Genomic DNA, 24743 nt, shown 5'->3' on the forward strand with positions numbered 1-24743 from the left:
GTGCGGGAAGATCCCGAAAAGTAAACTGCCGCGGGAAGCTACAGGCTGCGCAGCACGTTGACCAGTTCCACGGCCGACTTCACTTCCATCTTGTCGAACACGCGTGCCCGGTGCACCTCCACCGTGCGCACGCTGATATCGAGCTGATCGGCGATCAGCTTGTTGGGCAATCCCTCGACCACCAGCCGCATCACGTCGCGTTCGCGCTCGGTCAGTTCGGCCATGCGCATTTGCAGCAGCTTCTGTTCGCGCCGGGCCGCCAGCACCCGATCCGATTGCCTGATCGCCTGCTCGATCCGGTCGACCAGTGCATTGTCGGAAAACGGCTTCTCGCAAAAATCGAAAGCGCCGCGCTTGACCATATCGACCGCGGTCGGCACGTCGGCGTGGCCGGTCAGGAAAATCACGGGCATCACTTCCACCAGCCCGCGCTGCACCAGTTTGTCGAACAGGGCCAGGCCGCTCACACCGGGCATGCGCACATCCAGCAGCAGGCAGCAAGGCTGCGTGGGCGAAAAGCCGCTCGCCAGCATGGCGTCGAACTCCTCGCCGCCCGCGTAGCCCTCGCTGAGCAAATGACGTGAACGCAGCAGCCAGGCCAGGGCCTCGCGCACGCTGGCATCGTCGTCGACGATAAAGACGGTGGCATTCAGAGTGGGTTGCATGTCGCGGGATCCACCGGCAGGGTGAACCTGAAAATAGTACCTTGCGGCCGATTGGGCTCGAATCCGAGGAATCCCCCATGCTGCTCCACGACGGTGCGGCACAGCGAAAGGCCCAGGCCCATGCCTTCCGACTTGGTGGTGAAGAAGGGGGTGAAGAGCTGCTGCTTCACGGCCTCGGCGATGCCCGGGCCCACATCGGTCACCGAGAACTCGATCCAGCCCTTGCCCGCTTGCCGCGCCTCGATCACCAGCGAGGGATCCGCGACGCCGGCCTGGTCCATGGCCTGCATGGCATTGCGCGCGAGATTGAGCAGCACCTGTTCGACCATGGTCCGGTCGCATAGCGCGGGGGGCAGGGCCCTTTTCACCCGCGTATCGACCCGCACGCCGAGCTTGCGCGCCTGCAGGCTGACCAGGGGCATGATGGCGTCCAGCAAGGCCTGCGCGCCGACCGGCTCGCGCTCCTTGTCGCGCCGGCGCACGAAGTCATGGACGCTCTTGATCACCCTGCCGGCCCGCTCCGCCTGTTCGGCGATGCGCCGCATGGCGACCTCGATGTCGGGCAGCGCGCCCGGCGCCGCGGGCGACTTCAGCAGGTTCATCGAACCGGTGGCATAGCTGGAGATCGCGGCCAGCGGCTGGTTCAGCTCATGGCTCAATAGCGATGCCATTTCGCCGACCGTGGCGAGCCGCGCGGTGGCCTGCAGCCGCTCCTGGCTGGCGCGCGAAAGCTCTTCCACGCGGCGCTGCTCGCTGATGTCCAGGAAGGCGCTCATCCATCCGGTCTGCAGGCCGTCGTGGTTGATGAGGGGTGCTTCGATGATCAGCACCGGAAAGCGCGAGCCGTCCTTGCGCATGAACACCGACTCGTAGCCTTCGCGCGGCGGCGCGTGTTGGCCCGACAGGCGGATCTCCTGGCGCTTCTGGTATTCGTCGGCCAGCTCGGGCGGCCAATAGGGCGCGGGTGTGGCATGCCCCAGCAGTTCCTCGGGCGTGAAGCCCACCATGTCGCAGAACGCGGGATTCACGTAGGTGATGCGGCCCTGCAGGTCCCGCGCGCGCAGGCCGGTGACCAGTGAATCCTCCATCGCCTTGCGAAACGCCAGCGCATCGGCAAGGTCTTCTTCGGCGCGCAAGCGCCTGCGCGCGTCGCGCCCGAGCAGCACCAGCACCAGCACCAGCGCGATCGACATGGCGGTGACCAGTGCCGTCAGCACATTGGGGAACAGGTCGGGCGCGGCGCGCCAGCTGTCCATGCGCAGCACCATGGTGTTGCCGGGCAGATCGAGCAGCTGCTGCGACGTGAACACCCGGGTGCCGCGACGCGCCGCGCCATGCATGGCCAGCCGGGTGCCGTCCGCTTCGGTGAACGAGACTTCCTGGCTGCGCGTCAGCTGCGGGCCGATCATCCCGGCCAGTATTTCGCCGAGCGAGTAGGTGGCCACCACATAGCCGGTGAGCTGGCCGGCCGTCACCTGCGGCAGGCACAGCTCCATCACTTCCAGGCCCAGGCCATCCAGCTGCGGCAGGAAATAGCTGCCGGAATAGGCCGGCCCGCTGACCCGGCGCCCGTTGGCGCAGGCCAGAGCGACATCGCCCTGGGCGTTGCCCCGGCCCAGGCGCGCGAACACGGGCGCGCGAAAGGGTGTATCGACGACGGCCAGGGTGTCGAGATGGCTGTCGCGCCATTCGATGCGCATCCACTCGCGGTGCTCGCGCAGCAGCACACCCGCCTGTTCGCGCCAGGACGCGGGCGTGGGATGGCCTGATTGCAGGGCCTGCAGGCTTTGCACGTTGCGCGTGAGGGCCGAGCGGACATCGCTCAGCGCATCGGCCGTATCCCGTTCCAGCTTGCTCTGGACCTGGCTGGCTTCATAGCGCCCGGCCAGCCAGACCAGGGTGACGAGCAAGGCCGCGACCAGCGCGACCAGCAAGGCCCAGAGCGACCAGCGCAGGCGGGCCGAAACGCGGCGCGGGCCGAACACGGTCGCTGCGGGCGCCAGCGCGCTCATAACACCCGGTGTTCCAGCGCGGGCAGCTGCAGGCGCAGCTGCGCCTGGCGCGCGGGGTCCAGCTCCGCGGTCAGGACACCCGGTCCCTCGCTCTGCTGCGCCAGCACCACACCCCAGGGATCGACCACCATGCTGTGGCCCCAGGTGCGCCGGCCGTTCTCGTGCACGCCGCCCTGGGCCGGCGCGATCACGTAGGCCAGGTTCTCCACCGCGCGGGCGCGCAGCAACAGTTCCCAATGCGCCTGCCCGGTCACATAGGTGAATGCGCTGGGCACCAGCAGCACGTCGGCCTTCAGGCTTCGGTACAGCTCGGGGAACCGCAGGTCGTAGCAAACGCTCATGCCGATGCGCCAGTTGTGCCCGCTGCGGTCCGGCAAGTCGAACGTGACGGGTTCGGCCCCACACTCGATGACCCGTGACTCGTCGTAGCGCTCGCGCCCGTTGTCGAACTTGAACAGGTGGATCTTGTCGTAGCGGGCCACCCGCTCGCCCGCCGGCGAAAAGACCATGCTGGTGTTGCGCACGTGGGCATCGTCGCCCGCGACCAGCGGCAAGGTGCCGCCGACGATCCACAGCCCAAGCTCGCGCGCGGTCTGCGCCAGGAAGCGCTGGACGGCGCCGTCGCCGAAGCTCTCGCGCGCCGCGAGCTTGTCGCTGTCGCGGTGGCCCATGAGGCAGAAATATTCGGGCAGCACCGCCAGCTGCGCGCCGGCCTGGGCGGCCTGCGCCAGCAGATCGCGGGCTTGAACCAGGTTCGCCTCCAGCGAAACGCCCGACACCATCTGGATTGCGGCAACTTTCATGGGCAGGGTCCTAATTGGTTCCGCCGACCCGCTGGGTATCCGACGTGGCATCGGTGCGGCTCTCGGGCACGGGCTTGCGGTTGACGCGTGTCACGCGCGGGTCGGTCCAGGTGCCATCGATATGGAACTCCTGGGTCGCCGCGCGGATCAGCGGCTGGCGCAGGAACATCTGCGCGAGGAAGGTGCCCACGCCGATGGCCGGATTGATCACAGTGGCGACCAGCGACGCGGTGCCTGCGTTGATTTCCGGCACCACCACCACTTTCAGGTCCTGCGTTTCCTTGGCGATGTCGGCCCGGCCCTCCATCAGCACCGCCGCGTTGACGCCCTTCATCTGCAGGTTGTTGGTGGCGGCTATGCCGTCCTCGATGGTGACGTCGCCGCGCACGAAATCGAAAGCGAAGCCATCGCTGAAGACATCGCGAAAGTCCAGCGCCAACCGCCTCGGCAGCGATTGCAGGCTCAGCACGCCCAGCAGCTTGGCCAGCCCCGGATCGGCCTTGAGGAATTGCCCGGCCTCGACATTCACGTAGAAGGCCCCGTCCATCGACGGGTAGTTCAGCGACAGCGGCGAGCCCAGCCAGGCCACCTGTCCTTCCATGCGGCCCTTGCCACGCCGCACGACGTCTTTCATGCCGAAGCGCGCCAGCAACTGCCCCGAGTCGGCGATGTCGAGCCGGAACTTCATGGCGGTGCGGCGCCGCTCGCCGGCCGGGCGCGGTCCCAGCCGCGGCCCGCCGGGAGCCGCCGCCTGCGCGCCCACGGCGGCCCAGTTCCCGGTGGCGCTGAATGCGGCCTCAGGCATGGTGAGGTTGAGCTTGTTCAGGCGCCATTCGCGGATGCCGCCTTCGCGCGCCACCGTGCCCGCGCCCCGGTTGACCGCGTCGATCTCCAGCCGTCCCAGCTTCTTGCCGCGCAGCTCGAAGTCATCCACGACGATGTCGAGTGCCGGCAGGCTGTCGGGCTGTTGCTCCAGCAGCGTTTCGACCTCCTTGGCCGCGGACGCGGCGATCGACAGCCGCGCGAGCCGGGCATGCAGCCGGCCGGCGCCTGCGCCGGTGGGCTGGCGGTATTCCAGATACCCGTTGAGTTCATCGGCATCGACGTTGGCCCGCCAGACCTGGCCATCGCGCGAACCACCGACCACCACGTTGCGCAGCACCCGGCCCTCCAGGGTCAGCTCCTTGGCGCGCACCGCCATGACCGTGGGCAAATAACCCATCGCAGCGCTGCTCGCGGCGGCGGAAGCGGGCGAAGGAGCAACCGGCGCGGCGGAAGCCGGAGCCTGCCCCGCGGCGTGGCCCAGCACGGCCTCCCAGGCATCTAGGTTGACGTTGGCCAGGTTGATGTTGGCCATGACGCCGTGCTCGGGCAGCGGCGCCGACTCGCCCGCCGCCAGCCCGACGGCGATGCCGCCACGGATCACGCGCGGTTCCGCACCGGACAGGTCGCGCACGTAGACCACCGACGCGAGCCGGCCGATTTCGAGCGTGAGCTGGTCCTGCAGATGCGTTGTGCTGGCGGCCAGCGACTCCCGCACCAGCGTGTTCTCAAAGCGCACCGGCAGCACCGTGTCGGCCGCCTTGGCCAGCGGCGCCGGCAGGTTCAGCGCCAGCCCTTGCAGGTTGGCGCTCACGGCGACCTCCGGCGTTCCGCGCCGGAAACTCAGGTTGACGTTGTAGGCCGCGCCGCCGCTCGCATCCTTGGCCATGCGGGAGAGAAAGCCCAGCTCTTTGGCTTGGCGCAGGCCTTCCGCCGTGGCCGTGCCCTGGGCCCGGATCAGGACGGTGGCCTCGGAACTGCCGGCCGGGCCGGCACTGACCGCACGGCTGCCGCCTTCCACCCGCACGTCGCCGCCCAGTGCCCGGGCCTGGGTGCCGACCAGGCTGAAGCCGCGCTCGGTGAAATTTACGGCGCCGCGCGAGCGGGACAACAAAGGACTGTCCGGGGTGATGCGGATGTCGTTGCCGGCCAACGTGACGCTGCCCTGCAGCTTTGACTTGTCGAGGTTGGCGACCGGGAGCTCCAGTTTCAGCCGCACGTCGGCGTTGCCGCTGCCGCTGGCCTTGGCAAGCGCGTGGCCGGTCATCGCGGAAAGCGGCGAGCCACTGACGACGCCCAGTGCCTCGGCCAGCGGCCCGCGCACCTCGCCCGTGACCGCCACCGTGGTGGTCTGGAAATCGGCGATCTGCGCCTCGGTCTTGACCTGCAGGTGCGGCGCCCCGGCGAAGTGGCCGGCCGCCTTTTTCACCTGCATGCCGTTGCGCTCGAAGACCAGCTCGCCGGACAGCTGGGTCAGCGCCGGCCAGCTCACGGTTCCCTTGGTCACGCTGGGGGGGACGAACGCATAGGTCACGTCCCGCACGTCGGCCGTGATGCGGAAGTCGCCTTGCCGCGGATTCTTGAAAGGGAAGTGGCGCAAGTCGCCCTTGACCCGGAACCTGGCGCCCGTGGCCGTGCCTTGCACCACCGACTCGCGCACATACTGGCGCGCCGCCTTGGACACCCCCAGCGGCAGGTAGCGATGCACCCGTGCCCCGTCGGCGCGGCTGATGCCCGCCTGCAAATCCAGCACACCCGGAAAGCGTGCCGAGGCGTCGCCGGTGCGCCAGCCGATCTGCCCCTCGCCTTGGGCGTCGGCATTGCTGAACTTGAGATTGGCGACCGAGGCCGAGATATCCTCGCCGTTGACCTGCCATTGCAGGTCGGCCGAAAGCTCGTCGAACGGAATCACCGGCTCCTCGAATACCGCAGGCACATCCACCGCGCCGTTGTGCAGCCGCACCCGGCCCTTGCCGCCGGCCTGGGTGAAATCGAAGTCCACCGTCGCTCCGCGAACACCGGGCGTGCCGGCTTGCGCGGCGATCTCCAGGCCCACGGCCCGCCCGCGGGCCTCGTACTTGTTCATTGCATCGAGCGGTCCCTGCCACTTGGCATTCAAGGTTTCCACCAGCCCCTTGGGCGCATACGCGGCCAGCGCCTGGTGCGTCGCACTGCCCAGCGGCAGCCGGGTGGCGATCTGGCTCAGGGCGAACAGGTCCAGTTTGTCGGCTCGCAGCTCTCCCTGCGCCGCCTTGCCGTCCCCGCCCTGCGTCCAGTGCAGGAATATGTTGCCGCCAGGCCAGCGCTGGCCCTCACGGGTCTGGAACTGCAGGCCCTGGGTTTGCACTTCGAAGCCGCTGTCCAGGCGCTTGCCCCCCAACCGCCCGGAGATGGATTGCAGGGCCAGGGGAGCGAGCCGCGGTCCCAGCGTGGTACTCACATCGGCCAGCACGATGTCGGCAGCGCCCCCGGTCAGCTGGCCGCGTGAAATATCCGCCCAGGCCCGCACGGCCCCGTGCCCTTCGTTGACTTCCACGCCAAAATTCGCGTAGCGCCGCAGCTGCGAAACGTCGACCCTGGAGAAGTCCCCGTGCAACTGCCCCTCCCATCCCTGCCAATTGCCATGGCGGTTGGACAGCAGGGGCTGGCGAAACAGGCCGCGCAGGCTGAATCGCTCGCCCCAGGCCGCGGGCGGGGTGGCGTCCAGACGCAGGGCATGGCGCCTCGCACCGTTGCGCGCCACGAAATCAACCTGCTCCAGCGCGAGCGGCGGCGCACCGCGCATCTCGTCGGTCCAGCGCACGGTGCCGTTACGGATGACGAACTCGGTCTGGCTGAAGAACCAGTCGGCGGCGCGCCCTTCGTTGTCGCTGCTGCGCGAAAAGTCCAGGCCGCCGACGAAGAGCTTGCCGTCGGCGGCGCGCCGGATGTCGAGCTCGGGCCTATCGATGTAAAGCTGTTCGAAGCCCAGGTTCCACAGCGAGCGGGGCGTCAACGCCGCCAGCACGCGGGGCAAGCGCAAGGCTTCCCGCCCCTGCGGGTCCAGCAGGACCACGTCGATGAGCTCGAAGGATGGCATCAGGCCCTCGTTCTGCGCCTTGATGCTGCCTATGCGCACAGGTACCCCCAGGACGCGCCCGGCTTCGATTTCCAGGTCGGGGCGAAGCTCACCGATTCGGGGCACAATCCAGCCATGGAGCGCTCCCCAGGCCAGCACCAGCACCAGCCAGCCGGTCAGAAGCAGCCACATCAACGTTCGCGCGAAGGCTGCATAGACCTTCAACGAACGTGACGGGGACGGAGGCGAGTCGTTCATGAAAACTTGGATGTGTCAGGAATTATGACCCCCGACGGTGGCTTGGGTTCGCAGCAAGGCGGCGCCTCGTTGTCAGACAACGGCGCGTTGGCGTCGCTGGACGACACGGTCCCCGAAAAGGCGCCACTGTCTTCCCACTCGAGGTTCGCCCAGCGGCTGCGCCGCCGCTATGCCGGCGAGCTGGCCTTGCTGCCGCCAGGCACCCCCACCCGCGAAACGATGGCGGACGCCTACGATGTGCTGCGCAGCCGCGGCCACGACACCGGCACCGCACTTCGCATCCTGCGCCAGCTGGTCATGGAGCGGCTGATCTCGCTCGATTGCGACCAGCAGGCGCCCCTGGGCCTGGTGACCTGCGCCGTGACCGAACTGGCCGAGTTCGCCCTGGACGTTGCCTGCGTGCAGGCAACGTCGGACCTCGACGTCCAGTTTGGCGCGCCCATCGCGCCCGGGGGCACGCGCGCCGAGCTGTGGGTGGTGGGCATGGGCAAACTAGGTGCGCGCGAACTCAACGTTTCCAGCGACATCGACCTGGTCTACATCTATGACGAGGACGGCGAAACCGCGGGTGTGGAGGGCGGGCGGGCCCGCATCTCCAACCACGAGTATTTCGACAAGGCCGTCAAGATCATCTTCGGCCTGATCGGCGACACCACCGAGCATGGGTTCGTCTTCCGCGTGGACCTGGCCCTGCGGCCCAACGGCAACTCGGGACCGCCCGCGGTGTCGCTGGGAGCGCTGGAAGAGTACTTCCAGGTGCAGGGACGCGAGTGGGAACGCTTCGCCTGGCTCAAGAGCCGGGTGGTGGCGCCCCGAAGCTGCATCGAGAGCGGATCGGCCCAGGCCCTGCGCACCGCGGTGCTGCCGTTCGTGTTCCGGCGCTACCTCGATTACAGCGTATTCGACTCGCTGCGCGTGTTGCACAAGCAGATTCGCGAGCACGCGGCCAAGCGCAGCGCCGGCCGTCCCGAACGCGCCAACGACGTCAAGCTCTCGCGCGGCGGCATCCGCGAAATCGAATTCACCGTGCAGCTGCTGCAAGTGGTGCGCGGCGGCCAGTTCCCCGAACTGCGCACCCGCCCGACCCTGCAGGCCCTGCAGCGGGTGGCCGCGGCGGGCCTGATGTCGCAGGCGACCGCCGACGCCATGGCCCGCGCCTACGAGTTCCTGCGCCGGGTCGAGCACCGCATCCAGTACCTGGACGACCAGCAGACCCATGTGCTCATGGGCTGCGACCACGATCTGGGCTGGATCGCCCAAACCATGGGCTATGCCGACTGCTGCCCCTTCCTGCATGAACTGGACACGCACCGCGAGCTGGTGGCGCAGGAGTTCGATACCTTGCTGGGCGGAGCGGGCAGCGGCGACTGCAAGGCCTGCGTCGGCCCCAGGGGCGCCAAAGCACCGCCGCCGGACCTCGAGACGCTGCTGGAGCAGCTGCCGCCGCAGCTGCGCGAACGTGTCGCTCTGTGGCGTGGGCTGCCGCGCGTGATGGCGCTGCGCGACGATGCGCGCGCCCGGCTTTCGCGGCTGCTGGCGCGCACTGTGCAGTGGCTGGAGCAGGGCGTGGTGACCGAAGAGGCCGCCGTGCGCATGGCCGACTGGATCGAGCCGCTGCTGCGCCGCGAAAGCTACCTGGCCTTGCTGGTCGAGCGGCCGGGCGTGCACGAGAGGCTGTTGCGCCTGCTGGGTGCGGCGCGCTGGCCGGCCCGCTACCTGCTGCGGCACCCCGGCGTGATCGACGAGCTGGCCAGCGACCAGCTTTTGTCGGAGCGCTTTTCAGCCCAAGACTTCGAGAGCGAACTGGAACACCGGCGCCGCTCGCTGCAGATCACCGGCGAGGACGACGACGAGGCCCTCTTGAACCTGCTGCGCCGGGCACATCATGCGGAAGTGTTCCGTACGCTGGCGCGGGACATCGAGGGCCGGCTGACGGTGGAGCAGGTGGCCGACGAGCTGAGCGCACTGGCCGACTCCGTGCTGCGGGTGACGGCCGGCTGGTGCTGGCAGCGGCTGAAGAACCGCCACCGCGAAACGCCGCAATTCGCCATCATCGGCTACGGCAAACTCGGCGGCAAGGAGCTGGGTTATGGCAGCGACCTCGACATCGTCTTCGTGTTCGAGGACGACGACGAACGGGCCCCGGAGGCCTACGCCGCCTTCGTTCGCAAGTTGATCAACTGGCTGACCACCAAGACCGCCGAAAGCGACCTGTTCGAGATCGACACGGCCCTGCGGCCCAACGGCAGCTCGGGCCTCCTCATCACCACCTTCGAGGCCTACGCCAATTACCAGCAGCGGCGCGGCAGCAACACCGCGTGGACCTGGGAGCACCAGGCCATGACGCGCGCGCGCTTCGTTTTGGGCGGCGAGGATTTGTCGCGGCGCTTCGACGACGTGCGCCGCGCCGTCATCACGGCACCGCGCGACGTCGCGGCGCTGCGCGCGGAGATCATCGCGATGCGCGAGAAGGTCTGCTCCGCGCATCCGATCAAGGCCGGCCGCTTCGACGTCAAGCACAGCCCGGGCGGCATGGTCGATGCCGAATTCGCCGTGCAATTCCTGGTGCTGTCGCAGGCCGCCAGCCATCCCGAATTGATCCCCAATGTGGGCAATATCGCCTTGCTGCAGCGGGCCGAGGCGGCGCGGCTGCTTCCGCCCGGCGTGGGCGAAGCCGCGGCGCGCGCCTATCGCGAGCTGCGGCGGGTGCAGCACAAGGCCCGGCTGAACGAGGAGCCGACGCAGTTGCCGCCCGAGGCTCTCGCTGCCGAACGGCAGGCCGTGCTCGCGCTGTGGCAGTCGGTCTTCTCCTGACGCATCGAGCCGGCCGTTTCACACGGTAACCCGCGCAAGGCAGTTGTCCTGCGGCAATGGTAGGCTTGCGGGCTGCATCCCGCGGCAAGGCCGCAAAAAGGCCATGAAGAAACTCCGACTCATCACTGCAGTCGCTGCGGCGCTCTGGCTCGCCGGCTGCGCCGGCACCGGCCCCTCCGGCTCGACGGCCGCGGCGGTACCGGCCCAGTGGTACGCCCCGGTGGCGCACAACGGGACGCTCGGCGACCTCGCCTCATGGTGGCAGCAGTTCGACGATCCCTTGCTGGTCGAACTGATTGAAGCGGCGCAAACGGCCAGCCCCACCGTGGCATCGGCCGCTGCGCGCATCCGCCAGGCCCGCGCGACCCGCGTTGCGGCGGGCGCAGCCCTGCTGCCTTCGCTGGACGCGGTCGGATCGGCAGCACGCGGCAACAGCCAGCCACCGGTACCGCTGGCCACCACCGTGCAGGTGGGCCTGCAGTCCGCCTGGGAGATCGACCTGTTCGGCGCCAACCGGCAGGCGGCTCAGGCCGCCCAGGACCGGCTCGACGGGGCGCAGGCCGGCTGGCACGAGGCGCGGGTCTCGGTCGCCGCGGAAACAGCGAACAGCTATGTCAGCCTGCGCACCTGCGAGCGCCAGCTGGTGGTGGCCGACAACGATGTCAAGTCGCGCGTCGAAACCGCACGCTTGTCCGAACTGAGCGCCCAGGCCGGATTCACCGCGCCGGCCGTCGCCGCGCTGGCGCGGGCGAGCGCCGCCGAGGGCTCGGCGCGAGCCACGCAGCAGCGCGCGGCGTGCGATGCCCTGGTCAAAGCGCTGGTCGCACTCAGTGCCCTGCCCGAGCCGCAGCTGCGGCAGAAGCTGGCCGTGGCCTGGGCCGAGCCTTCGCAAGCCACGCTCTTGACGGTGCATTCAGTGCCGGCGCAGGTGTTGGCGCAGCGCCCCGACGTGTTCCAGGCCGAGCGCGAGGTCGCCGCGGCCAGCGCCGATGTCGGCAGCGCCCGGGCGCAGCGGTTCCCGCGGCTGTCACTGTCCGGTTCGATCGCGGCGGGCAGTGTCCGTACCGGCGGCGTCAGCACCGACCTGCAGACCTGGTCGATCGGGCCGCTGGCGCTCACGCTGCCGATCTTCGACGGTGGCCGCCGCGCTGCCAATGCCGACGCCGCGCAAGCCCGCTACGAAGAGGCCGCCGCGCTGTACGCGGCGCGAGTGCGGCAGGCCGTGCGCGAGGTCGAGGAAGCCCTGGTGAACCTGGAAAGCGCCCGGCTGCGCGGCGAGGACGCCCGGGTGGCGGCCGAGGGCTATCGGATTTCGTTCTCGGCGACCGAGGCGCGCTATCGCAGCGGCCTGGCCAGCCTGGTCGAGCTGGAGGACGCGCGGCGCACGGCGCTGGCGGCGGAGACCGCGCTGGTCGGCCTGCAGCGGGAACGCGTGGCGGCCTGGATCGCCTTGTACCGGGCGCTGGGCGGCGGGTGGGCGCGCCCCGACGCCACCGCGGCCACCACCGCGTTCCGGCCCTGAACTGCGACAGGCAAAAACATGAAAAAAATAAATCTCAGACCGGCCGCGGTCACTGCCATCGCGGTGGCGGGCCTTGCCGCCGCGATCGGCCTGTATTCGATGATGGGCTCCAGCGCCGCCGAACAAGAGAAGCCGCTGGTGCGGCCCGCGCTCACCGTTACTGCGGTGGCGCCGCGCCAGGTCAGCATGCCGGTCAAGCTGGCCGCCAACGGCAACATCGCGGCCTGGCAGGAAGCCATCGTGGGCGCCGAGGCCGCGGGCCTGCGCTTGACCCAGGTGCACGTGGGCGTGGGCGATAGCGTGCGCAAGGGCCAGGTGCTGGCCACACTGGGGGGCGACACGCTGCGGGCCGAAGTGGCGCAGTCGCGCGCCAGCCTGGCCGAAGCGGAAGCTGCCGCCGCCGACGCGGCGAACAACGCCCAGCGCGCCCGCACTTTGCAGGGCACGGGCGCGCTCAGCGCATCACAGATCAACCAGTACCTCACCGCCGAAAAGACCGCGCAGGCGCGGGTGGAGGCGGCGCGCGCATTGGTGCAGGCGCAGCAGGTGCGGCTGACCCAGGCCCAGGTGTATGCGCCCGACAGCGGCATCATTTCCGCGCGCACGGCCACGGTGGGTGCCGTGGTGGGCAATGGCGCCGAGCTGTTCCGCCTGATCCGGCAAGGCCGGCTGGAGTGGCGCGCCGAGGTGACTTCCGCCGAACTGGGGCGCATCACGACCGGCACGACGGCCCAGGTCACGGCCGCCAGCGGCGCGCGGCTGGCGGGGCGGGTGCGGATGATAGGTCCGACCGTCGACCCGCAGACCCGCTCGGCCCTGGTTTACGTGGACCTCGCCCCCTTGCCCGGGACGGCTGCGAGTGCGCGTGCCGGGATGTTCGCGCGTGGCGAGTTCGATCTGGGCTCCACCCCCGCCGTCACGGTGCCGCAGGCGGCGGTGGTGGTGCGCGATGGTTTCAGCTACGTGTATCGCATCAACCCCGATTCGCGGGTGAGCCAGGTCAAGGTGCAGACCGGCCGGCTGATGGGGGACCAGCTGGAGATCGTCAGCGGACTGGCCGCCGACGCCCGCGTGGTGGCGGCCGGCGCGGGGTTCCTCAACGACGGCGACATGGTGAGGCTGGTCGAGCCGCCGCCGGCCGTGGCCGCGTCCGGCGCCAAGCGCTAACGGGAGCGCCATCACATGATGAACGTTTCCTCCTGGTCGATCCGCAATCCGATCCCGGCCGTGATGCTGTTCGTGCTGCTCACGTTCGCCGGCTTCCTGTCCTTCAGCGCCATGAAGGTGCAGAACTTTCCCGACATCGACCTGCCGACGGTCAGCGTCAGCGCGTCGCTGCCGGGCGCGGCGCCGGCCCAGCTGGAAACCGACGTGGCGCGCAAGATCGAGAACGCCATCGCCACCTTGCAGGGCCTCAAGCACATCTACACCAAGGTGCAGGACGGCGCCGTCACCATCACCGCGGAATTCCGGCTGGAGAAGCCGGTGCAGGAGGCCGTCGACGATGTCCGCTCGGCCGTCTCGCGGGTGCGCGGCGAATTGCCCGGCGACGTGCGCGACCCCATCGTCACCAAGATGGACCTGGCCAGCCAGCCGGTGCTGGCCTTCACCGTGTATTCGGCGCGCATGGACGAAGAGGCCCTGTCCTGGTTCGTCGACAACGACATCTCGCGCAAGTTGCTGGCCGTGCGCGGCGTCGGCGCCGTCAATCGGGTCGGCGGCGTGACCCGCGAGATCCGGGTTGCGCTGGACCCGGCACGCCTGCAGGCCCTGGGCGCGACGGCGGCCGAAATCTCCCGGCAGCTGCGCCAGGTGCAGACCGAGAGCGCGGGCGGCCGAACCGACATAGGCGGCAGCGAGCAGCCGGTGCGCACCCTGGCCACCGTCCAGACGGCGGCGCAGATCGCGTCCCTGGAACTGGCGCTGACCGACGGCCGCCGCATCCGGCTGGACCAGGTGGCCACGGTGAGCGACACGGTGGCCGAGCCGCGCGCCGCCGCCCTGCTCAACGGCAAGCCGGTGGTCGGTTTCGAGGTGTCGCGCAGCCGCGGCGAGAGCGAGGTCGCCGTCGGCGCGGCGGTGCAACAGGCCCTGGCCGACCTCAAGGCGCAGCGCCCGGACGTCGAGCTGGTGCAGGCCTTCGACTTCGTCACGCCGGTGGAAGAGGAATACCACGGCTCGCTGCACCTGCTGTACGAAGGCGCCATCCTGGCGGTGCTGGTGGTCTGGCTGTTCCTGCGCGACTGGCGCGCGACCTTCGTCTCGGCCATCGCCTTGCCGATGTCAGTGATCCCCGCCTTCACCGGCATGTACCTGCTGGGCTTCTCGGTCAACGTCGTCACGCTGCTGGCGTTGTCGCTGGTGGTCGGCATCCTGGTCGACGACGCCATCGTGGAGGTGGAAAACATAGTGCGCCACCTGCGCATGGGCAAGACGCCCTACCAGGCCGCGATGGAAGCGGCCGACGAGATCGGCCTGGCCGTGATCGCGACCACCTTCACGCTGATCGCCGTGTTCCTGCCCACCGCCTTCATGAGCGGCATCGCCGGCAAGTTCTTCAAGCAGTTCGGCTGGACTGCCTCGCTCGCGGTGTTCGCATCGCTCGTGGTGGCGCGGGTGCTGACGCCGATGATGGCCGCCTACATGCTCAAGCCCATCGTCACCGGCGAGGCCAAGGATGCGCGCTGGATGCAGATCTACATGCGCTGCGTCAACTGGAGCATGCGGCATCGCCTCGCGACCTTCATCCTGTCGGCGCTGTTCTTCTTCGGCTCGGTGGCGCTGATCCCACTGCTGCCCACCGGCTTCATTCCGCCGGACGACAACTCGCAGACCCAGGTGTACCTGGAACTGCCGCCGGGCGCCACGCTGGAGCAGACCAAGGCCACGGCCGAACAGGCGCGCCTGATGATCGCCAAGGTCGAGCATGTGAAAAGCGTCTACACCACCATCGGCGGCGGCAGCGCCGGCACCGATCCGTTCGCGCCCTCGGGTGCGGCCGAGGCGCGCAAGGCCACGCTCACCATCCTGCTGACCGACCGGGGCGACCGGCCGCGCAAGCAGGGGATAGAGAACAGGATCCGCACGGCGCTGGAGCCCTTGCCGGGCGTGCGCAGCAAGGTCGGCCTGGGCGGCTCGGGCGAGAAATACATCCTGGTGCTCACGGGTGAAGATCCGCAGGCCCTGGGAACGGCGGCACTGGCCGTGGAGAAGGACCTGCGGACCATTCCCGGCCTGGGCAGCGTCGCATCCACTGCCAGCCTGATCCGACCCGAGATCGCGGTGCGCCCGGACTTCGCCAAGGCGGCCGACCTGGGCGTCACCAGCACCGCCATTGCCGAGACCTTGCGCATCGCCACCGCCGGCGACTACGACATCGCCCTGCCCAAGCTGAACCTGTCGCAGCGGCAGGTCCCCATCGTGGTCAAGCTCGAACAAGACGCGCGCAAGGACCTGAGCCTGCTGGAGCGCCTGGCGGTGCCCGGCACGCGCGGGCCCGTGATGCTGGGCCAGGTGGCCACGCTGGAGATGACCGGCGGGCCGGCCGTGATCGACCGCTACGACCGCTCGCGCAACGTCAATTTCGAGATCGAGCTGTCGGGCCTGCCGCTGGGCGACGTGGCGGCCGCGGTGCAGCAGTTGCCGGCGGTGAAGAACCTGCCGCCGGGCGTCAAGGTGATCGAGGTGGGCGACGCCGAAGTGATGGGCGAACTGTTCGCGAGCTTCGGCCTGGCCATGCTCACCGGCGTGCTGTGCATCTACATCGTGCTGGTGCTGCTGTTCAAGGACTTCCTGCATCCCGTCACCATCCTGGCCGCGCTGCCGCTGTCGCTGGGTGGCGCCTTCGTCGGCTTGCTGATCGCGCAGAAGAGTTTCTCCATGCCCTCGCTGATCGGCCTGATCATGCTGATGGGAATCGCGACCAAGAACTCCATCCTGCTGGTGGAGTACGCCATCGTCGCGCGCAGGGACCACGGCCTGAGCCGCTTCGACGCGCTGCTGGATGCCTGCCACAAGCGCGCCCGCCCCATCATCATGACGACGATCGCCATGGGCGCGGGCATGCTGCCCATCGCCGTCGGCATCGGCACCGCCGATCCTAGCTTCCGCTCGCCCATGTCGATCGCCGTGATCGGCGGGCTCATCACCTCCACCGTCCTGAGCCTGCTGGTGGTGCCGGTGGTTTTCACCTACATGGACGACCTGGAGCATTTCATCCGGCGCATGGCCCGCAAGCTGCGCGGGATGCCTGCCAAGCCCAAGGGCGAGGCCGCTTGAGAGCCTGGCTGGGCGTCTGCGCCCTGCTCGCGGGCGGCAGTGCGGCCGTGGCGTTGGTGTCGGGGGTCGGCGCTGGGGAGCGGTCGCTGGCCGCCCATCCGCTGGCCTGGGACGCGGCGGGCTGGATGCTGCGGCCCTGGACGCTCTGGACCTCGGCCTGGGTTCATACGTCGGCAGGCAGCCTGGGCGGCAACCTGCTGGCGGTGGCCGCCCTCGCCGTGCTCGGCTCGGCGCTGGGCGCCGGGCGGGCGGCGGCGATCGCGCTGCTGGCGGCCTGGCCGCTGGGAGCCGTCAGCTTGCTGGCATGGCCGCAAATCGCCAGTTATGGCGGCCTGGGTGGGCCCATCCACGCCGCGGCTGCGGTGCTGGGCATGTACATGGCCACCCGGGCGGAGTACAAGGCGCTGTCGCCGCTGCTGTTCGCCGCGCTGGGACTGAAACTGCTGGCGGAGCGGGCCTGGTTCCAGCCGGTGGCGTTCGATCCGAGCTGGGGCGCCAACCTGGTGTACGGGGCGCACCTGACGGGAACGCTGTGGGGCGCCGCGTGCGGAGCGCTGGCGCAGCGCTTTCAGGCGTTGCTGCGGATGCGGCGAACCAGCTCGGTGGTCGAATAGCCTTCGACGAAGGGGATGGCCAGGGCCTTGCCACCGTAGCCCTCGACCAGCGCCGTTTCCGCCAGCTTGCGCATGTCGTAGTCGCCGCCCTTGCACAGCACGGCCGGCCTGAGTTCATCGATCAGCGCCAGCGGCGTGTCCTCGTCGAACCAGGTGACCAGGCTGACGCTTTCCAAGGCCGCCATCAGCACGGCGCGGTCCTGCTCGTTGTTCAACGGACGGTCCGGGCCCTTGCCCAGGCGCCTCGCCGACGCATCGGTGTTGAGCGCCACCACCAGGCTGGCGCCCAGCTCGCGCGCCTGTGCCAGATAGACGGCATGGCCGCGATGCAGGACGTCGAACACGCCGTTGGTGAAGACCACGGGCTGCGGCAGCGCGGCGACCCGCTGCGCGGCGTCAGCGCGCGCAGCGATCTTCTCGAGAAACCGGGGTGTCACGCCGCCTTGGGCGCCGGACCGGCCTGGTTGCCGCTCTGGGCCAGCACCGCCGCCACTTCCTTGCGGTAGCGGTTGAGTTCCTGCACGCTCTTGAAGCTGCGGTCCATCAGCAGGCTCATGTTGTGCAGGATGCGATCGATCACCTTGTTTTCCCACACGGCGTCGAAGTTGATCTGCTTGTCCAGCCAGTGCTCGAGCCACTCGGGGTTGGGCAGGCGCGACTGGATGGTGTCGCGCGGGAACAGGTTCTTGTTGACGTGCAGGTTGGTGGGGTGCAGGGCCTGGGCCGTGCGCCGGGCGCTGGCCATCAGCACGCCGACCTTCGTGAATGCGGCCTTGGCTTCGTTGCCGAAATTGTTGATGGCACGCTTCATGTAACGCAGGTAGGCGCCGCCATGGCGGGCCTCGTCTTGCGACAGCGTGGTGTAGATATGCTTGATGACGGGTTCGGTGTGCCACTCGCTGGCCCGGCGGTACCAGTGGTTCAGGCGGATCTCGCCGCAAAAATGCAGCATCAGGGTTTCCAGGGCCGGGGCCGGCTCGAACTCGAAGCGCACTTCGTGCAGTTCTTTTTCGGTGGGGGCGAGTTCCGGACGGAAGCGCTTGAGGTATTCCATGAGCACCAGTGAGTGCTTCTGCTCCTCGAAGAACCAGATCGACATGAAGGCCGAGAAATCGCTGTCGTCCTTGTTATCACGCAGAAACATCTCGGTGGCGGGCAAGGCCGACCACTCGGTGATGGCGTTCATCTTGATCGTCTGGGCCTGCTCGTCCGACAGTTTTGACGCGTCAAATGAGGCCCAGGGAATGTCCTTGTCCATGTCCCAACGGACGGATTCGAGTTGTTTGAACAGTTCGGGGTAGAGCATTTGGGGCTTTCTTGGTCGCCCCATTTTACGCGGCTGCGTGAAAAAGCCTTGACAAACCGGCCTCGTTGCCCTTTTGTGCAAAACAAAACATCAAATACGGGGCAGGCGCGGTTCACAAAAATTTACCTCGCAACGGCCCACAGGGCTGGAACCGGGCGCCTGCGCCCCCACTCTATCTGGCACAAGGCGGGGCATCCCAAGCCTGAAGAATTTGGTTATTGCTGCGAAGCCTTCCGGGAGTAGTTGAGCCCGGATGCAATCCTGGAGCGACTCTTCTCCTCCTCCCTCCCTCCCTCCTTCGTTTCGGGGCGCTTCGCAGCATCTTTATTCATGGGGCCGCACTGCACGTTGTTACGTGCGGCCAGGACTTACGCAGGTTTGGTGTCGGCGAAGCTCTGGCGCTGCGAGAGCTTTTCATGCAGTTTCGCGAGGTTGGGGTAGCTGCCGCGCCAATCGATCTCGCCGAAGCGGAAGTCCACGTAACCCAATGCGCAGCCCACGGCGATGTCGGCCAGGCTGAGGTAGATGCCGGCGCAAAAGGGCTTTTCGCCCAGGCCCTGGCTCATGGCCTTGAGGCTGGCATGCACTTTGGACAGCTGGCGGTCAATCCAGGCCTGGCTGCGTTGCGCTTTGTTGCGTCCGGACCAGTTTGCTTCCAAGCGGGCCAGGATGGAAGCATCCAGCACCCCATCGGCCAGCGCTTCCCAGGTCTTGACCTCGGCGCGTTCACGGCCCATCGCCGGAATCAGCTTGCCCACCGGAGACAGGGTATCCAGGTATTCGACGATGACGCGTGAATCGAACAGGGCTTCACCGCCTTCCATGACCAGGCAGGGCACCTTGCCCAGCGGATTGGATTGGGCGATGGTGCTTTCGGGCGACCACACATCCTCGGTCACGAACTGGTAGTCCAACTTTTTTTCGGCCATGACGATGCGCACCTTGCGCACGTAGGGGCTGGCGGTGGATCCGATCAGTTTCATGGGGTGGCTCTCTTCGGGGATGTTCGAGTTATCGCGTGGCTTTCATTTTAGCCAGCGCCTGTTGCCCGCTTCGCTCTGCCGGGAGCCGCCCGCGAAACCGGCAGGTTTTGTCGCAAGTGCACGACAGCGCCGCGCACCAGGACGGCGCACAGCCCCCGCCTACAATTGTAGGATGACCCCTTCCACGATTTCCGCGTTGTCGCCGCTGGACGGCCGTTACGCGGCCCGCCTGGCGCCGCTGCGCCCGCTCATGAGTGAGCAAGGCTATATGCACAAGCGCGTGCAGGTCGAGATCTGCTGGTTCATCGCCTTGAGCGACGCCGGTTTTTCCGAGTTCAAGCCGCTCAGCCCCGGTGCCCGCACCTATCTTTTGGGGCTGGTGAAGAATTTCTCCGAAGCCGACGCCATGGCCATCAAGGAGATCGAGAAGACCACCAACCACGACGTGAAGGCCGTGGAGTACTGGGTCAAGTCGAAATTCGAGGCCCGGCCCGAGCTGAAGGCCGCCAGCGAGTTCGTGCATTTCGCCTGCACCAGCGAGGACATCAACAACACCAGCCACGCGCTCCAGCTCAAGGGCGGGCGCGACCAGGTGATCTTGCCGGCCCTGGACGCCTTGATCGCCAAGCTGCGCCAGATGGCCCACGCCTACGCCCAAGTCCCCATGCTCAGCCGTACGCACGGACAGACCGCCAGCCCGACCACGGTCGGCAAGGAAGTCGCCAACGTGGTGGTGCGGCTGGCGGCGGCGCGCGAGAAGGTCGCCGGCGTCCCGCTAATGGGCAAGATGAATGGCGCCGTGGGCAACTACAACGCCCATCTGTCGGCCTGGCCCGATTTCGACTGGGAGGCTTTCAGCCGCAAGGTCGTGGAAACGCCCGAACCGCTGGGCCTGGGCCTGGTATTCCAGCCGTACAGCATCCAGATCGAGCCCCACGACTACATGGCCGAGCTTTTCGATGCCGTCGCCCGCGCCAACACCATCCTCACCGACTGGTCACGCGACATGTGGGGCTACATCAGCCTGGGCTACTTCAAGCAGCGCCTGCGCGAAGGCGAGATCGGCTCGTCGACCATGCCGCACAAGGTCAACCCGATCGATTTCGAGAACGCCGAGGGCAACCTGGGGCTGGCCAACGCGCTGTTGCGCCATCTCTCGGAGAAGCTGCCGATCTCGCGCTGGCAGCGTGACCTCACCGATTCCACCGTTTTGCGCAATATGGGCGTGGCGCTGGGCTACGCCGCATTGGCCTACCACTCGATGGGCATCGGCCTGGCCAAGCTCGAGCTCAACGAGGAGGCCCTGGCCGCCGACCTCGATGGCGCATGGGAAGTGCTGGCCGAGCCTATCCAGACCGTGATGCGCCGTTTCGGCGTGCAAGGCGCCTACGAGAAGCTCAAGGAAGTGACGCGCGGCAAGACCGTGCGCGCGGAAGACCTGCATCGCCTGATCCGCTCGCTGGAAATCCCGCAGGCCGAAAAAGACAGGCTGCTGGCCATGACGCCAGCGTCCTATATCGGCAAGGCCGCCGAGCTCGCGAAGCGAGCCTGACTTGGCACTCAAATCCACGATCTTCAAGGCGAACCTCTCGATCGCCGATATCGACCACGCGTACTACGCGGATCACACGTTGACGCTGGCCCGCCATCCCAGCGAGACCGACGAGCGGATGATGATCCGGCTGGCCGCGCTGGCCTTCAACGCGCACCGGGTGCAGACCGACTGCGGCGGCGATGCCACGCTGGCCTTCGGCGCCGGCCTGTCGAACCCGGACGATCCCGACGTCTCGCTGCGCGACTTCACCGGGCAGACCCGCCTGTGGATCGAGGTCGGCCAGCCCGAGGACAAGCCCATCGCCAAGGCCTGCAGCAAGGCCGATCAGGTTTGCGTGTATTGCTTTCACCATGCGGCCGAAGTGTGGTGGCGCGGCATCGAGAACAAGCTCACCCGCCTGAACAACCTGAGTGTTTTTCGCGTGCCCACCCAAGCCTCGCAGGCCCTGGCAGCGCTGGCCCAACGCAGCATGCAACTGCAGGCCACGGTGCAGGAAGGAACGCTGATGCTCAGCGACGGTTCAGGCACCGTGGACCTCGAGCCGCTGCGCTGGAAGTGAGCACCCGGCGCTCAAGCTCTTTTCAAAGTGGCATCGGCCTGGCGCAGTTCCAGCATTGCTCAAAGCCGCCTTCGACCATCTCGCCGCACAGGCACAACCAGCGCCGCTGCGGCAGGTTCGTCAGCTCCTGCAGCACGCTTCGGGCCTGGGCTTCCTGCTCGTCGTGGATCAACCAGACTTCCGGCAGGCACTGGTCGGGAGGCAGCTCGCCCGCCGCCGCGCCCAGGAAATAGCGCTGCATGGAGGCTTCGATGCCGGCATGCCGCAGCGCATCGACCCAGAGCGCGGCGATCGCGATGTTGGGCGCCTGGGTCAGTCGCAGCATCAGCGTTTTTTTTCGTCGGGTGCGGGCTGCGGCGCCGGGCCTTCGACGGCCCGCTCTGAATACTTGTTGAAGCGCCAGGCGTCGCCGTGCAAGGTGATGCGGCGCCAGGTCTGGCGCTTTTCGGCGGGCGTCATCTCGGGCCAGCGCTGCACCTCCTCGAAGCTGCGCCCGCAACCCTTGCACATCTCGTCGCCCTGGCTGGTGGAACAGATCGCAATGCACGGCGTGTCGGGCGTGGTGTCGTACCAGGCTTTCCAGGCCGCATAGGCCGCCGGCGGGAAGCCCTTTTCGTCCGCCTCATCCTCGTGATAGAAGATCATGAGGGCATAGACCTCGGCGAGCGCGCGCAACTCGGGCGCCAGCGTCACTCCGTCCGGGGAAGGCTTTTTTTCCCGCCAGAAGTTGATGGCGGCTTCGACGTCGGTGATGTGGATTCCGGCCATGTAAGGAGCAGCAAGGGGAGGGCATGATAGCGCGTACGGCCCGGCCGGGCGGTGCCGGCCTGCCGCGGTTGAGCCGGTGCTATGCTGCCGGCCATGCTCAAACTCCTTGCCAAATGGCTGCTCAGCGCCTCGGCGCTGCTCTTCGTCGCCTACGTGTACAGCGGTGTCGAGGTCAAGAGTTTCGCGGCGGCGATGATCGCGGCGTTCATCATCGGGCTGCTCAACACGGTGGTGCGGCCGATCCTGGTGGTGCTGACGCTGCCGGTCACCGTGGTCACGCTGGGGCTGTTCCTTTTCATCATCAACGCCTTGATGTTCTGGGCCGCGGCCGGCGTGCTGGACGGCTTTCATGTGCGCGGCTTCGTCGCCGCACTGGTCGGCTCGCTGATCTATTCGCTGATCGGGCTGGTGATCGAGTCAGCGCTCGAGGGCCTGTTCGCGAAGAAGTGATTCCACCTGCCTGGCGCGGGTGTCGATGATGGATGCTTCGATGTGGTCGCTGGTGCCCGGGCCGGCCTTGCGCGCCAAATCCTGCGCCGCCTTGAACCGGTCCATGGCCGCCTGGTAGTCCAGATGCGCCACCTGCGCCTCGGCTTCGGCGCGGATGGCCCGCAGCGCCTGACCTTGCGCCGTGTAGGCCGCCGCCAGCAGCTGCCAGGCCTGGGCATCGCGCGGATGGAGCGCCACCCATGTCTGCAAGCGCTGCGCCGCATCCGCAGCCCGGCCGCTGGCGGTACGCGCCTGCGACGACAGGATCAACTCGGGACGTGCCGTCGAGGACGTGTCGGCCAGGGCGGCTGCGCGCGCCGTATCGCCGGCCGCCAACGTGAGTTCGGCGGCGAGCAATGCCGACAAGCGCGCCGCCTTCGCATCGCCCGCGGCCAGATCGGCGAGCCTGCTCGCGAACTTGCTCGCCCCCGCGGCATCGCGCAGCTTGGCGCTTGCCAGCGCCGCGGCGTACAGGGCGCCGGCCTGGCGCGCCCGGCCCGTGCCGGCCTGCACGGCCTGCGCTTCCGTGACGTAGCCGCGCAGCGCATCGACCCCGGGATTGGACAGGACCCGAGCACGCCCCGCCATCATGGCGTGCACGAGATCCGGCGCGGCTGCCGCCCCGGGACGCGCCGCCAGCTGCTGGCGCGCCTGCATGTCGGCGATGCGCTCGGTGTTCATCGGATGGGTGCGCAGGTAGGGGAAGTTGCCGTTGTCGTTCAGCCGCGCGGCCTGCTGCAGCTTGTCGAACATGCTGACGAAGCCCTGGGCCTCGAAGCCGGCCTGGGTCATCACGCCAAAACCGATCCGATCGGCCTCGCGCTCCATGTCGCGCGAGAAATTGAGCTGGTTCTGCATGGCCAGGGCCTGCCCGCCCACGACGACCGCGTTGCCGGCGTCCGGGCTCTTGCTGGCGGCCAGGGCGCCCAGGATCATGGCGCCTATGACCCAGGGCGTCTGGCGGCTTTGCTGGGTCATCAGGCGCGAGATATGGCGCTGGGTCACGTGGCTGAGTTCGTGCGCCAGCACCGAAGCCAATTCGTCGCGCGTGGCCGTCGCATTGATCAGGCCCAGGTGCAGGCCCAGCCAGCCGCCCGGCAGGGCAAAGGCATTGATGCTGCGATCCTTGCCCAGCAGCACCTGCCAGGCGAAGCGCTGGTCGAGTTCCGCCGTGAGTTCACCGCGCGTGCGGGCGGCGGCCAGCAGCCGCTGCCAGATGTCCTGCACGTATTCGTCCAGGACGGGATCGTCGATGTAGTCCGGATCGCGGTACAGCTCGCGCGCGATGCGTTCGCCCAGCTTGCGCTCGGTGCCCGCGTTCATTTCGCTGGTGTCGCCGAGGGTGGGAAGTTGAGCTTGGCTGGGCGCCACGGCGCCCGCCGCCATCGCCAGGCAAAGCACTGCCGCCGCGGCACGCCGTAAGCGCGCTGGAAGTTTGCGATGCGGCGGCGAATACTTCATCAGAACGAATCCAGGTGCATGAACGCTACCACGTCGGCGGTGGCGGGATCGACGAAGGCAGTCCAGAAGTCCTTGCGCCCAACCAGCGGCAAGTACGCCATGGCCTCCGCCTTGCGCCCGGCCTTTTGCAGTACCGCATCCACGCTCGCGGCCTGCGCGGGGAACCGCGTCTTGAGCTGGCTCACCGGCTTGGCGGCCTTCAGCACTTCCGCTTTCGCGCTCGGGTAGGGTTGCCACAAGTCAGGGCGAGCCGCGAGCTCGACGCCCCCGAGCGCCGCCATCGTGGCCTCGGCGTGTTCCGCGGCGTTCTTGAATGGCCGTACCGCCAGAAGCGTCGGGCCGGCCAGCGGCATGGCCTGGACGTTCGCCGGCTTCTTGGCGAGCAATCCTTCGTCCACGTCGATGGCATGAACCACGCGGAACCGGTCGAACTCGAACACCAGGTGTACGGGCCGGGCAACGGACACCGTCCACATCCCGTAGCCCAGCGCCGCGAGCTGGATGGCCACCACCATGGCGAGATCCATCCGCAGTTCGCGCCACGGCTTGCGCCGGTCGAAGATGGCCAGGGTGATGAGCGGCCCGAGGATCACGTCCACGCTCACCACCAGGAGAAAGAGTTCGCGCCCGCCCGAAATCTCCCGGTAGGGATAGGGGTACCACAATCCAAAAACCAAGAGCCCCGCCGCGCCCGCGATCAGGGCACTCAGGCCGAAGTGAATCCCCGCCGCCCGTGCTCGTTCCGTCCAGTTGATCATGCTCGTATGATGCTCCAT

Annotated in this window: 19 protein-coding genes; 8 read left to right on the forward strand and 11 right to left on the reverse strand. The window is 68.0% G+C overall.

Annotated elements, in window-relative coordinates; all coding sequences use genetic code 11:
• Positions 1–38 precede the first annotated feature (38 nt).
• The 4 genes from HNE04_RS05360 to HNE04_RS05375 are packed head-to-tail and all read right to left on the reverse strand — an operon-like array spanning position 39 to position 7618.
• Positions 39–665, reverse strand: coding sequence for a response regulator transcription factor (locus HNE04_RS05360; protein ID WP_172217492.1), 627 nt, complete (start codon positions 663–665; stop codon positions 39–41).
• Positions 650–2677, reverse strand: a complete 2028-nt coding sequence (locus tag HNE04_RS05365) for a two-component system sensor histidine kinase NtrB (protein WP_172217493.1) — start codon at positions 2675–2677, stop codon at positions 650–652. The genes HNE04_RS05360 and HNE04_RS05365 overlap by 16 nt, the downstream gene beginning before the upstream one ends.
• Positions 2674–3480 (reverse strand): carbon-nitrogen hydrolase family protein, encoded by an 807-nt coding sequence (locus HNE04_RS05370; RefSeq protein WP_172217494.1) that lies wholly within the window; start codon positions 3478–3480, stop codon positions 2674–2676. The genes HNE04_RS05365 and HNE04_RS05370 overlap by 4 nt, the downstream gene beginning before the upstream one ends.
• A 10-nt stretch (positions 3481–3490) precedes the next feature.
• Positions 3491–7618: a YhdP family protein gene (locus HNE04_RS05375; protein WP_172217495.1), complete on the reverse strand. Its 4128-nt coding sequence runs from the start codon at positions 7616–7618 to the stop codon at positions 3491–3493.
• 24 nt (positions 7619–7642) lie between these two features.
• Here HNE04_RS05375 and glnE point away from each other — a divergent pair, with 24 nt between their 5' ends.
• The 5 genes from glnE to HNE04_RS05400 all read left to right on the forward strand — a co-directional run bounded on the left by glnE (position 7643) and on the right by HNE04_RS05400 (position 16846).
• A complete protein-coding gene (glnE, locus tag HNE04_RS05380) occupies positions 7643–10432 on the forward strand; it encodes a bifunctional [glutamate--ammonia ligase]-adenylyl-L-tyrosine phosphorylase/[glutamate--ammonia-ligase] adenylyltransferase (protein WP_172217496.1) in 2790 nt (929 codons plus the stop codon).
• A gap of 103 nt (positions 10433–10535) precedes the next feature.
• Positions 10536–11954: an efflux transporter outer membrane subunit gene (locus HNE04_RS05385; RefSeq protein ID WP_172217497.1), complete on the forward strand. Its 1419-nt coding sequence runs from the start codon at positions 10536–10538 to the stop codon at positions 11952–11954.
• Between the two features lie 18 nt (positions 11955–11972).
• Positions 11973–13121, forward strand: a complete 1149-nt coding sequence (locus HNE04_RS05390; RefSeq protein ID WP_172217498.1) for an efflux RND transporter periplasmic adaptor subunit — start codon at positions 11973–11975, stop codon at positions 13119–13121.
• Between the two features lie 18 nt (positions 13122–13139).
• Complete coding sequence (locus HNE04_RS05395) at positions 13140–16232, forward strand: efflux RND transporter permease subunit (RefSeq protein WP_172217781.1); 3093 nt, start codon at positions 13140–13142, stop codon at positions 16230–16232.
• Positions 16229–16846 (forward strand): rhomboid family protein, encoded by a 618-nt coding sequence (locus tag HNE04_RS05400; RefSeq protein ID WP_172217499.1) that lies wholly within the window; start codon positions 16229–16231, stop codon positions 16844–16846. The genes HNE04_RS05395 and HNE04_RS05400 overlap by 4 nt, the downstream gene beginning before the upstream one ends.
• Here the strand turns inward: HNE04_RS05400 and HNE04_RS05405 are convergent.
• The 3 genes from HNE04_RS05405 to HNE04_RS05415 all read right to left on the reverse strand — a co-directional run bounded on the left by HNE04_RS05405 (position 16801) and on the right by HNE04_RS05415 (position 19135).
• Complete coding sequence (locus HNE04_RS05405) at positions 16801–17283, reverse strand: adenylyltransferase/cytidyltransferase family protein (protein ID WP_172217500.1); 483 nt, start codon at positions 17281–17283, stop codon at positions 16801–16803. The two genes, HNE04_RS05400 and HNE04_RS05405, sit on opposite strands and share 46 nt — an antisense overlap.
• Entirely contained in the window at positions 17280–18152 is an 873-nt protein-coding gene (locus HNE04_RS05410; RefSeq protein ID WP_172217501.1) for a ferritin family protein, read from the reverse strand. Before HNE04_RS05410 ends, HNE04_RS05405 begins: the two co-directional genes overlap by 4 nt.
• 368 nt (positions 18153–18520) lie before the next feature.
• Positions 18521–19135, reverse strand: a complete 615-nt coding sequence (locus HNE04_RS05415; protein WP_172217502.1) for a glutathione S-transferase N-terminal domain-containing protein — start codon at positions 19133–19135, stop codon at positions 18521–18523.
• A gap of 172 nt (positions 19136–19307) precedes the next feature.
• On the opposite strand from HNE04_RS05415, the gene purB reads away from it, so the two are divergent.
• Both purB and HNE04_RS05425 read left to right on the forward strand, forming a co-directional pair.
• Positions 19308–20687 (forward strand): adenylosuccinate lyase, encoded by a 1380-nt coding sequence (purB, locus tag HNE04_RS05420; RefSeq protein ID WP_172217503.1) that lies wholly within the window; start codon positions 19308–19310, stop codon positions 20685–20687.
• Position 20688: 1 nt separating this feature from the next.
• On the forward strand, positions 20689–21249 hold the full coding sequence (locus tag HNE04_RS05425; protein WP_172217504.1) for a YaeQ family protein: 561 nt from the start codon (positions 20689–20691) through the stop codon (positions 21247–21249).
• A gap of 22 nt (positions 21250–21271) precedes the next feature.
• Here HNE04_RS05425 and HNE04_RS05430 read toward each other — a convergent pair whose 3' ends face one another.
• Positions 21272–21574 (reverse strand): putative signal transducing protein, encoded by a 303-nt coding sequence (locus HNE04_RS05430; protein ID WP_172217505.1) that lies wholly within the window; start codon positions 21572–21574, stop codon positions 21272–21274.
• Positions 21574–22017 carry a DUF3717 domain-containing protein gene (locus tag HNE04_RS05435; protein ID WP_172217506.1) on the reverse strand — a complete coding sequence of 148 codons (444 nt, stop codon included), beginning with the start codon at positions 22015–22017 and terminating at the stop codon, positions 21574–21576. The genes HNE04_RS05430 and HNE04_RS05435 overlap by 1 nt, the downstream gene beginning before the upstream one ends.
• Before the next feature lie 93 nt (positions 22018–22110).
• Between HNE04_RS05435 and HNE04_RS05440 the strand changes: the two genes are divergently transcribed.
• Positions 22111–22467, forward strand: coding sequence for a phage holin family protein (locus HNE04_RS05440; RefSeq protein ID WP_235964815.1), 357 nt, complete (start codon positions 22111–22113; stop codon positions 22465–22467).
• On the opposite strand, the gene HNE04_RS05445 is transcribed toward HNE04_RS05440, so the two are convergent.
• Positions 22435–23967 (reverse strand): M48 family metalloprotease, encoded by a 1533-nt coding sequence (locus HNE04_RS05445; protein WP_407926589.1) that lies wholly within the window; start codon positions 23965–23967, stop codon positions 22435–22437. The genes HNE04_RS05440 and HNE04_RS05445 overlap by 33 nt on opposite strands.
• A complete protein-coding gene (gene tfpZ, locus HNE04_RS05450) occupies positions 23967–24725 on the reverse strand; it encodes a TfpX/TfpZ family type IV pilin accessory protein (protein ID WP_172217508.1) in 759 nt (252 codons plus the stop codon). Before tfpZ ends, HNE04_RS05445 begins: the two co-directional genes overlap by 1 nt.
• Positions 24726–24743: the final 18 nt, after the last annotated feature.

The organism is Caenimonas soli (assembly GCF_013155545.1).
Lineage (GTDB): Bacteria > Pseudomonadota > Gammaproteobacteria > Burkholderiales > Burkholderiaceae_C > Ramlibacter > Ramlibacter soli.

Bases quoted from the DNA above. Each gene is read 5' to 3' on its own strand.
- HNE04_RS05360 (WP_172217492.1), bottom strand. From the start codon at position 665: ATGCAACCCACTCTGAATGCCACCGTCTTTATCGTCGACGACGATGCC.
- HNE04_RS05365 (WP_172217493.1), bottom strand. From the start codon at position 2,677: ATGAGCGCGCTGGCGCCCGCAGCGACCGTGTTCGGCCCGCGCCGCGTT.
- HNE04_RS05370 (WP_172217494.1), bottom strand. From the start codon at position 3,480: ATGAAAGTTGCCGCAATCCAGATGGTGTCGGGCGTTTCGCTGGAGGCG.
- HNE04_RS05375 (WP_172217495.1), bottom strand. From the start codon at position 7,618: ATGAACGACTCGCCTCCGTCCCCGTCACGTTCGTTGAAGGTCTATGCA.
- glnE (WP_172217496.1), top strand. From the start codon at position 7,643: ATGACCCCCGACGGTGGCTTGGGTTCGCAGCAAGGCGGCGCCTCGTTG.
- HNE04_RS05385 (WP_172217497.1), top strand. From the start codon at position 10,536: ATGAAGAAACTCCGACTCATCACTGCAGTCGCTGCGGCGCTCTGGCTC.
- HNE04_RS05390 (WP_172217498.1), top strand. From the start codon at position 11,973: ATGAAAAAAATAAATCTCAGACCGGCCGCGGTCACTGCCATCGCGGTG.
- HNE04_RS05395 (WP_172217781.1), top strand. From the start codon at position 13,140: ATGAACGTTTCCTCCTGGTCGATCCGCAATCCGATCCCGGCCGTGATG.
- HNE04_RS05410 (WP_172217501.1), bottom strand. From the start codon at position 18,152: ATGCTCTACCCCGAACTGTTCAAACAACTCGAATCCGTCCGTTGGGAC.
- HNE04_RS05415 (WP_172217502.1), bottom strand. From the start codon at position 19,135: ATGAAACTGATCGGATCCACCGCCAGCCCCTACGTGCGCAAGGTGCGC.
- purB (WP_172217503.1), top strand. From the start codon at position 19,308: ATGACCCCTTCCACGATTTCCGCGTTGTCGCCGCTGGACGGCCGTTAC.
- HNE04_RS05430 (WP_172217505.1), bottom strand. From the start codon at position 21,574: ATGCTGCGACTGACCCAGGCGCCCAACATCGCGATCGCCGCGCTCTGG.
- HNE04_RS05435 (WP_172217506.1), bottom strand. From the start codon at position 22,017: ATGGCCGGAATCCACATCACCGACGTCGAAGCCGCCATCAACTTCTGG.
- HNE04_RS05440 (WP_235964815.1), top strand. From the start codon at position 22,111: ATGCTCAAACTCCTTGCCAAATGGCTGCTCAGCGCCTCGGCGCTGCTC.
- HNE04_RS05445 (WP_407926589.1), bottom strand. From the start codon at position 23,967: ATGAAGTATTCGCCGCCGCATCGCAAACTTCCAGCGCGCTTACGGCGT.
- tfpZ (WP_172217508.1), bottom strand. From the start codon at position 24,725: ATGATCAACTGGACGGAACGAGCACGGGCGGCGGGGATTCACTTCGGC.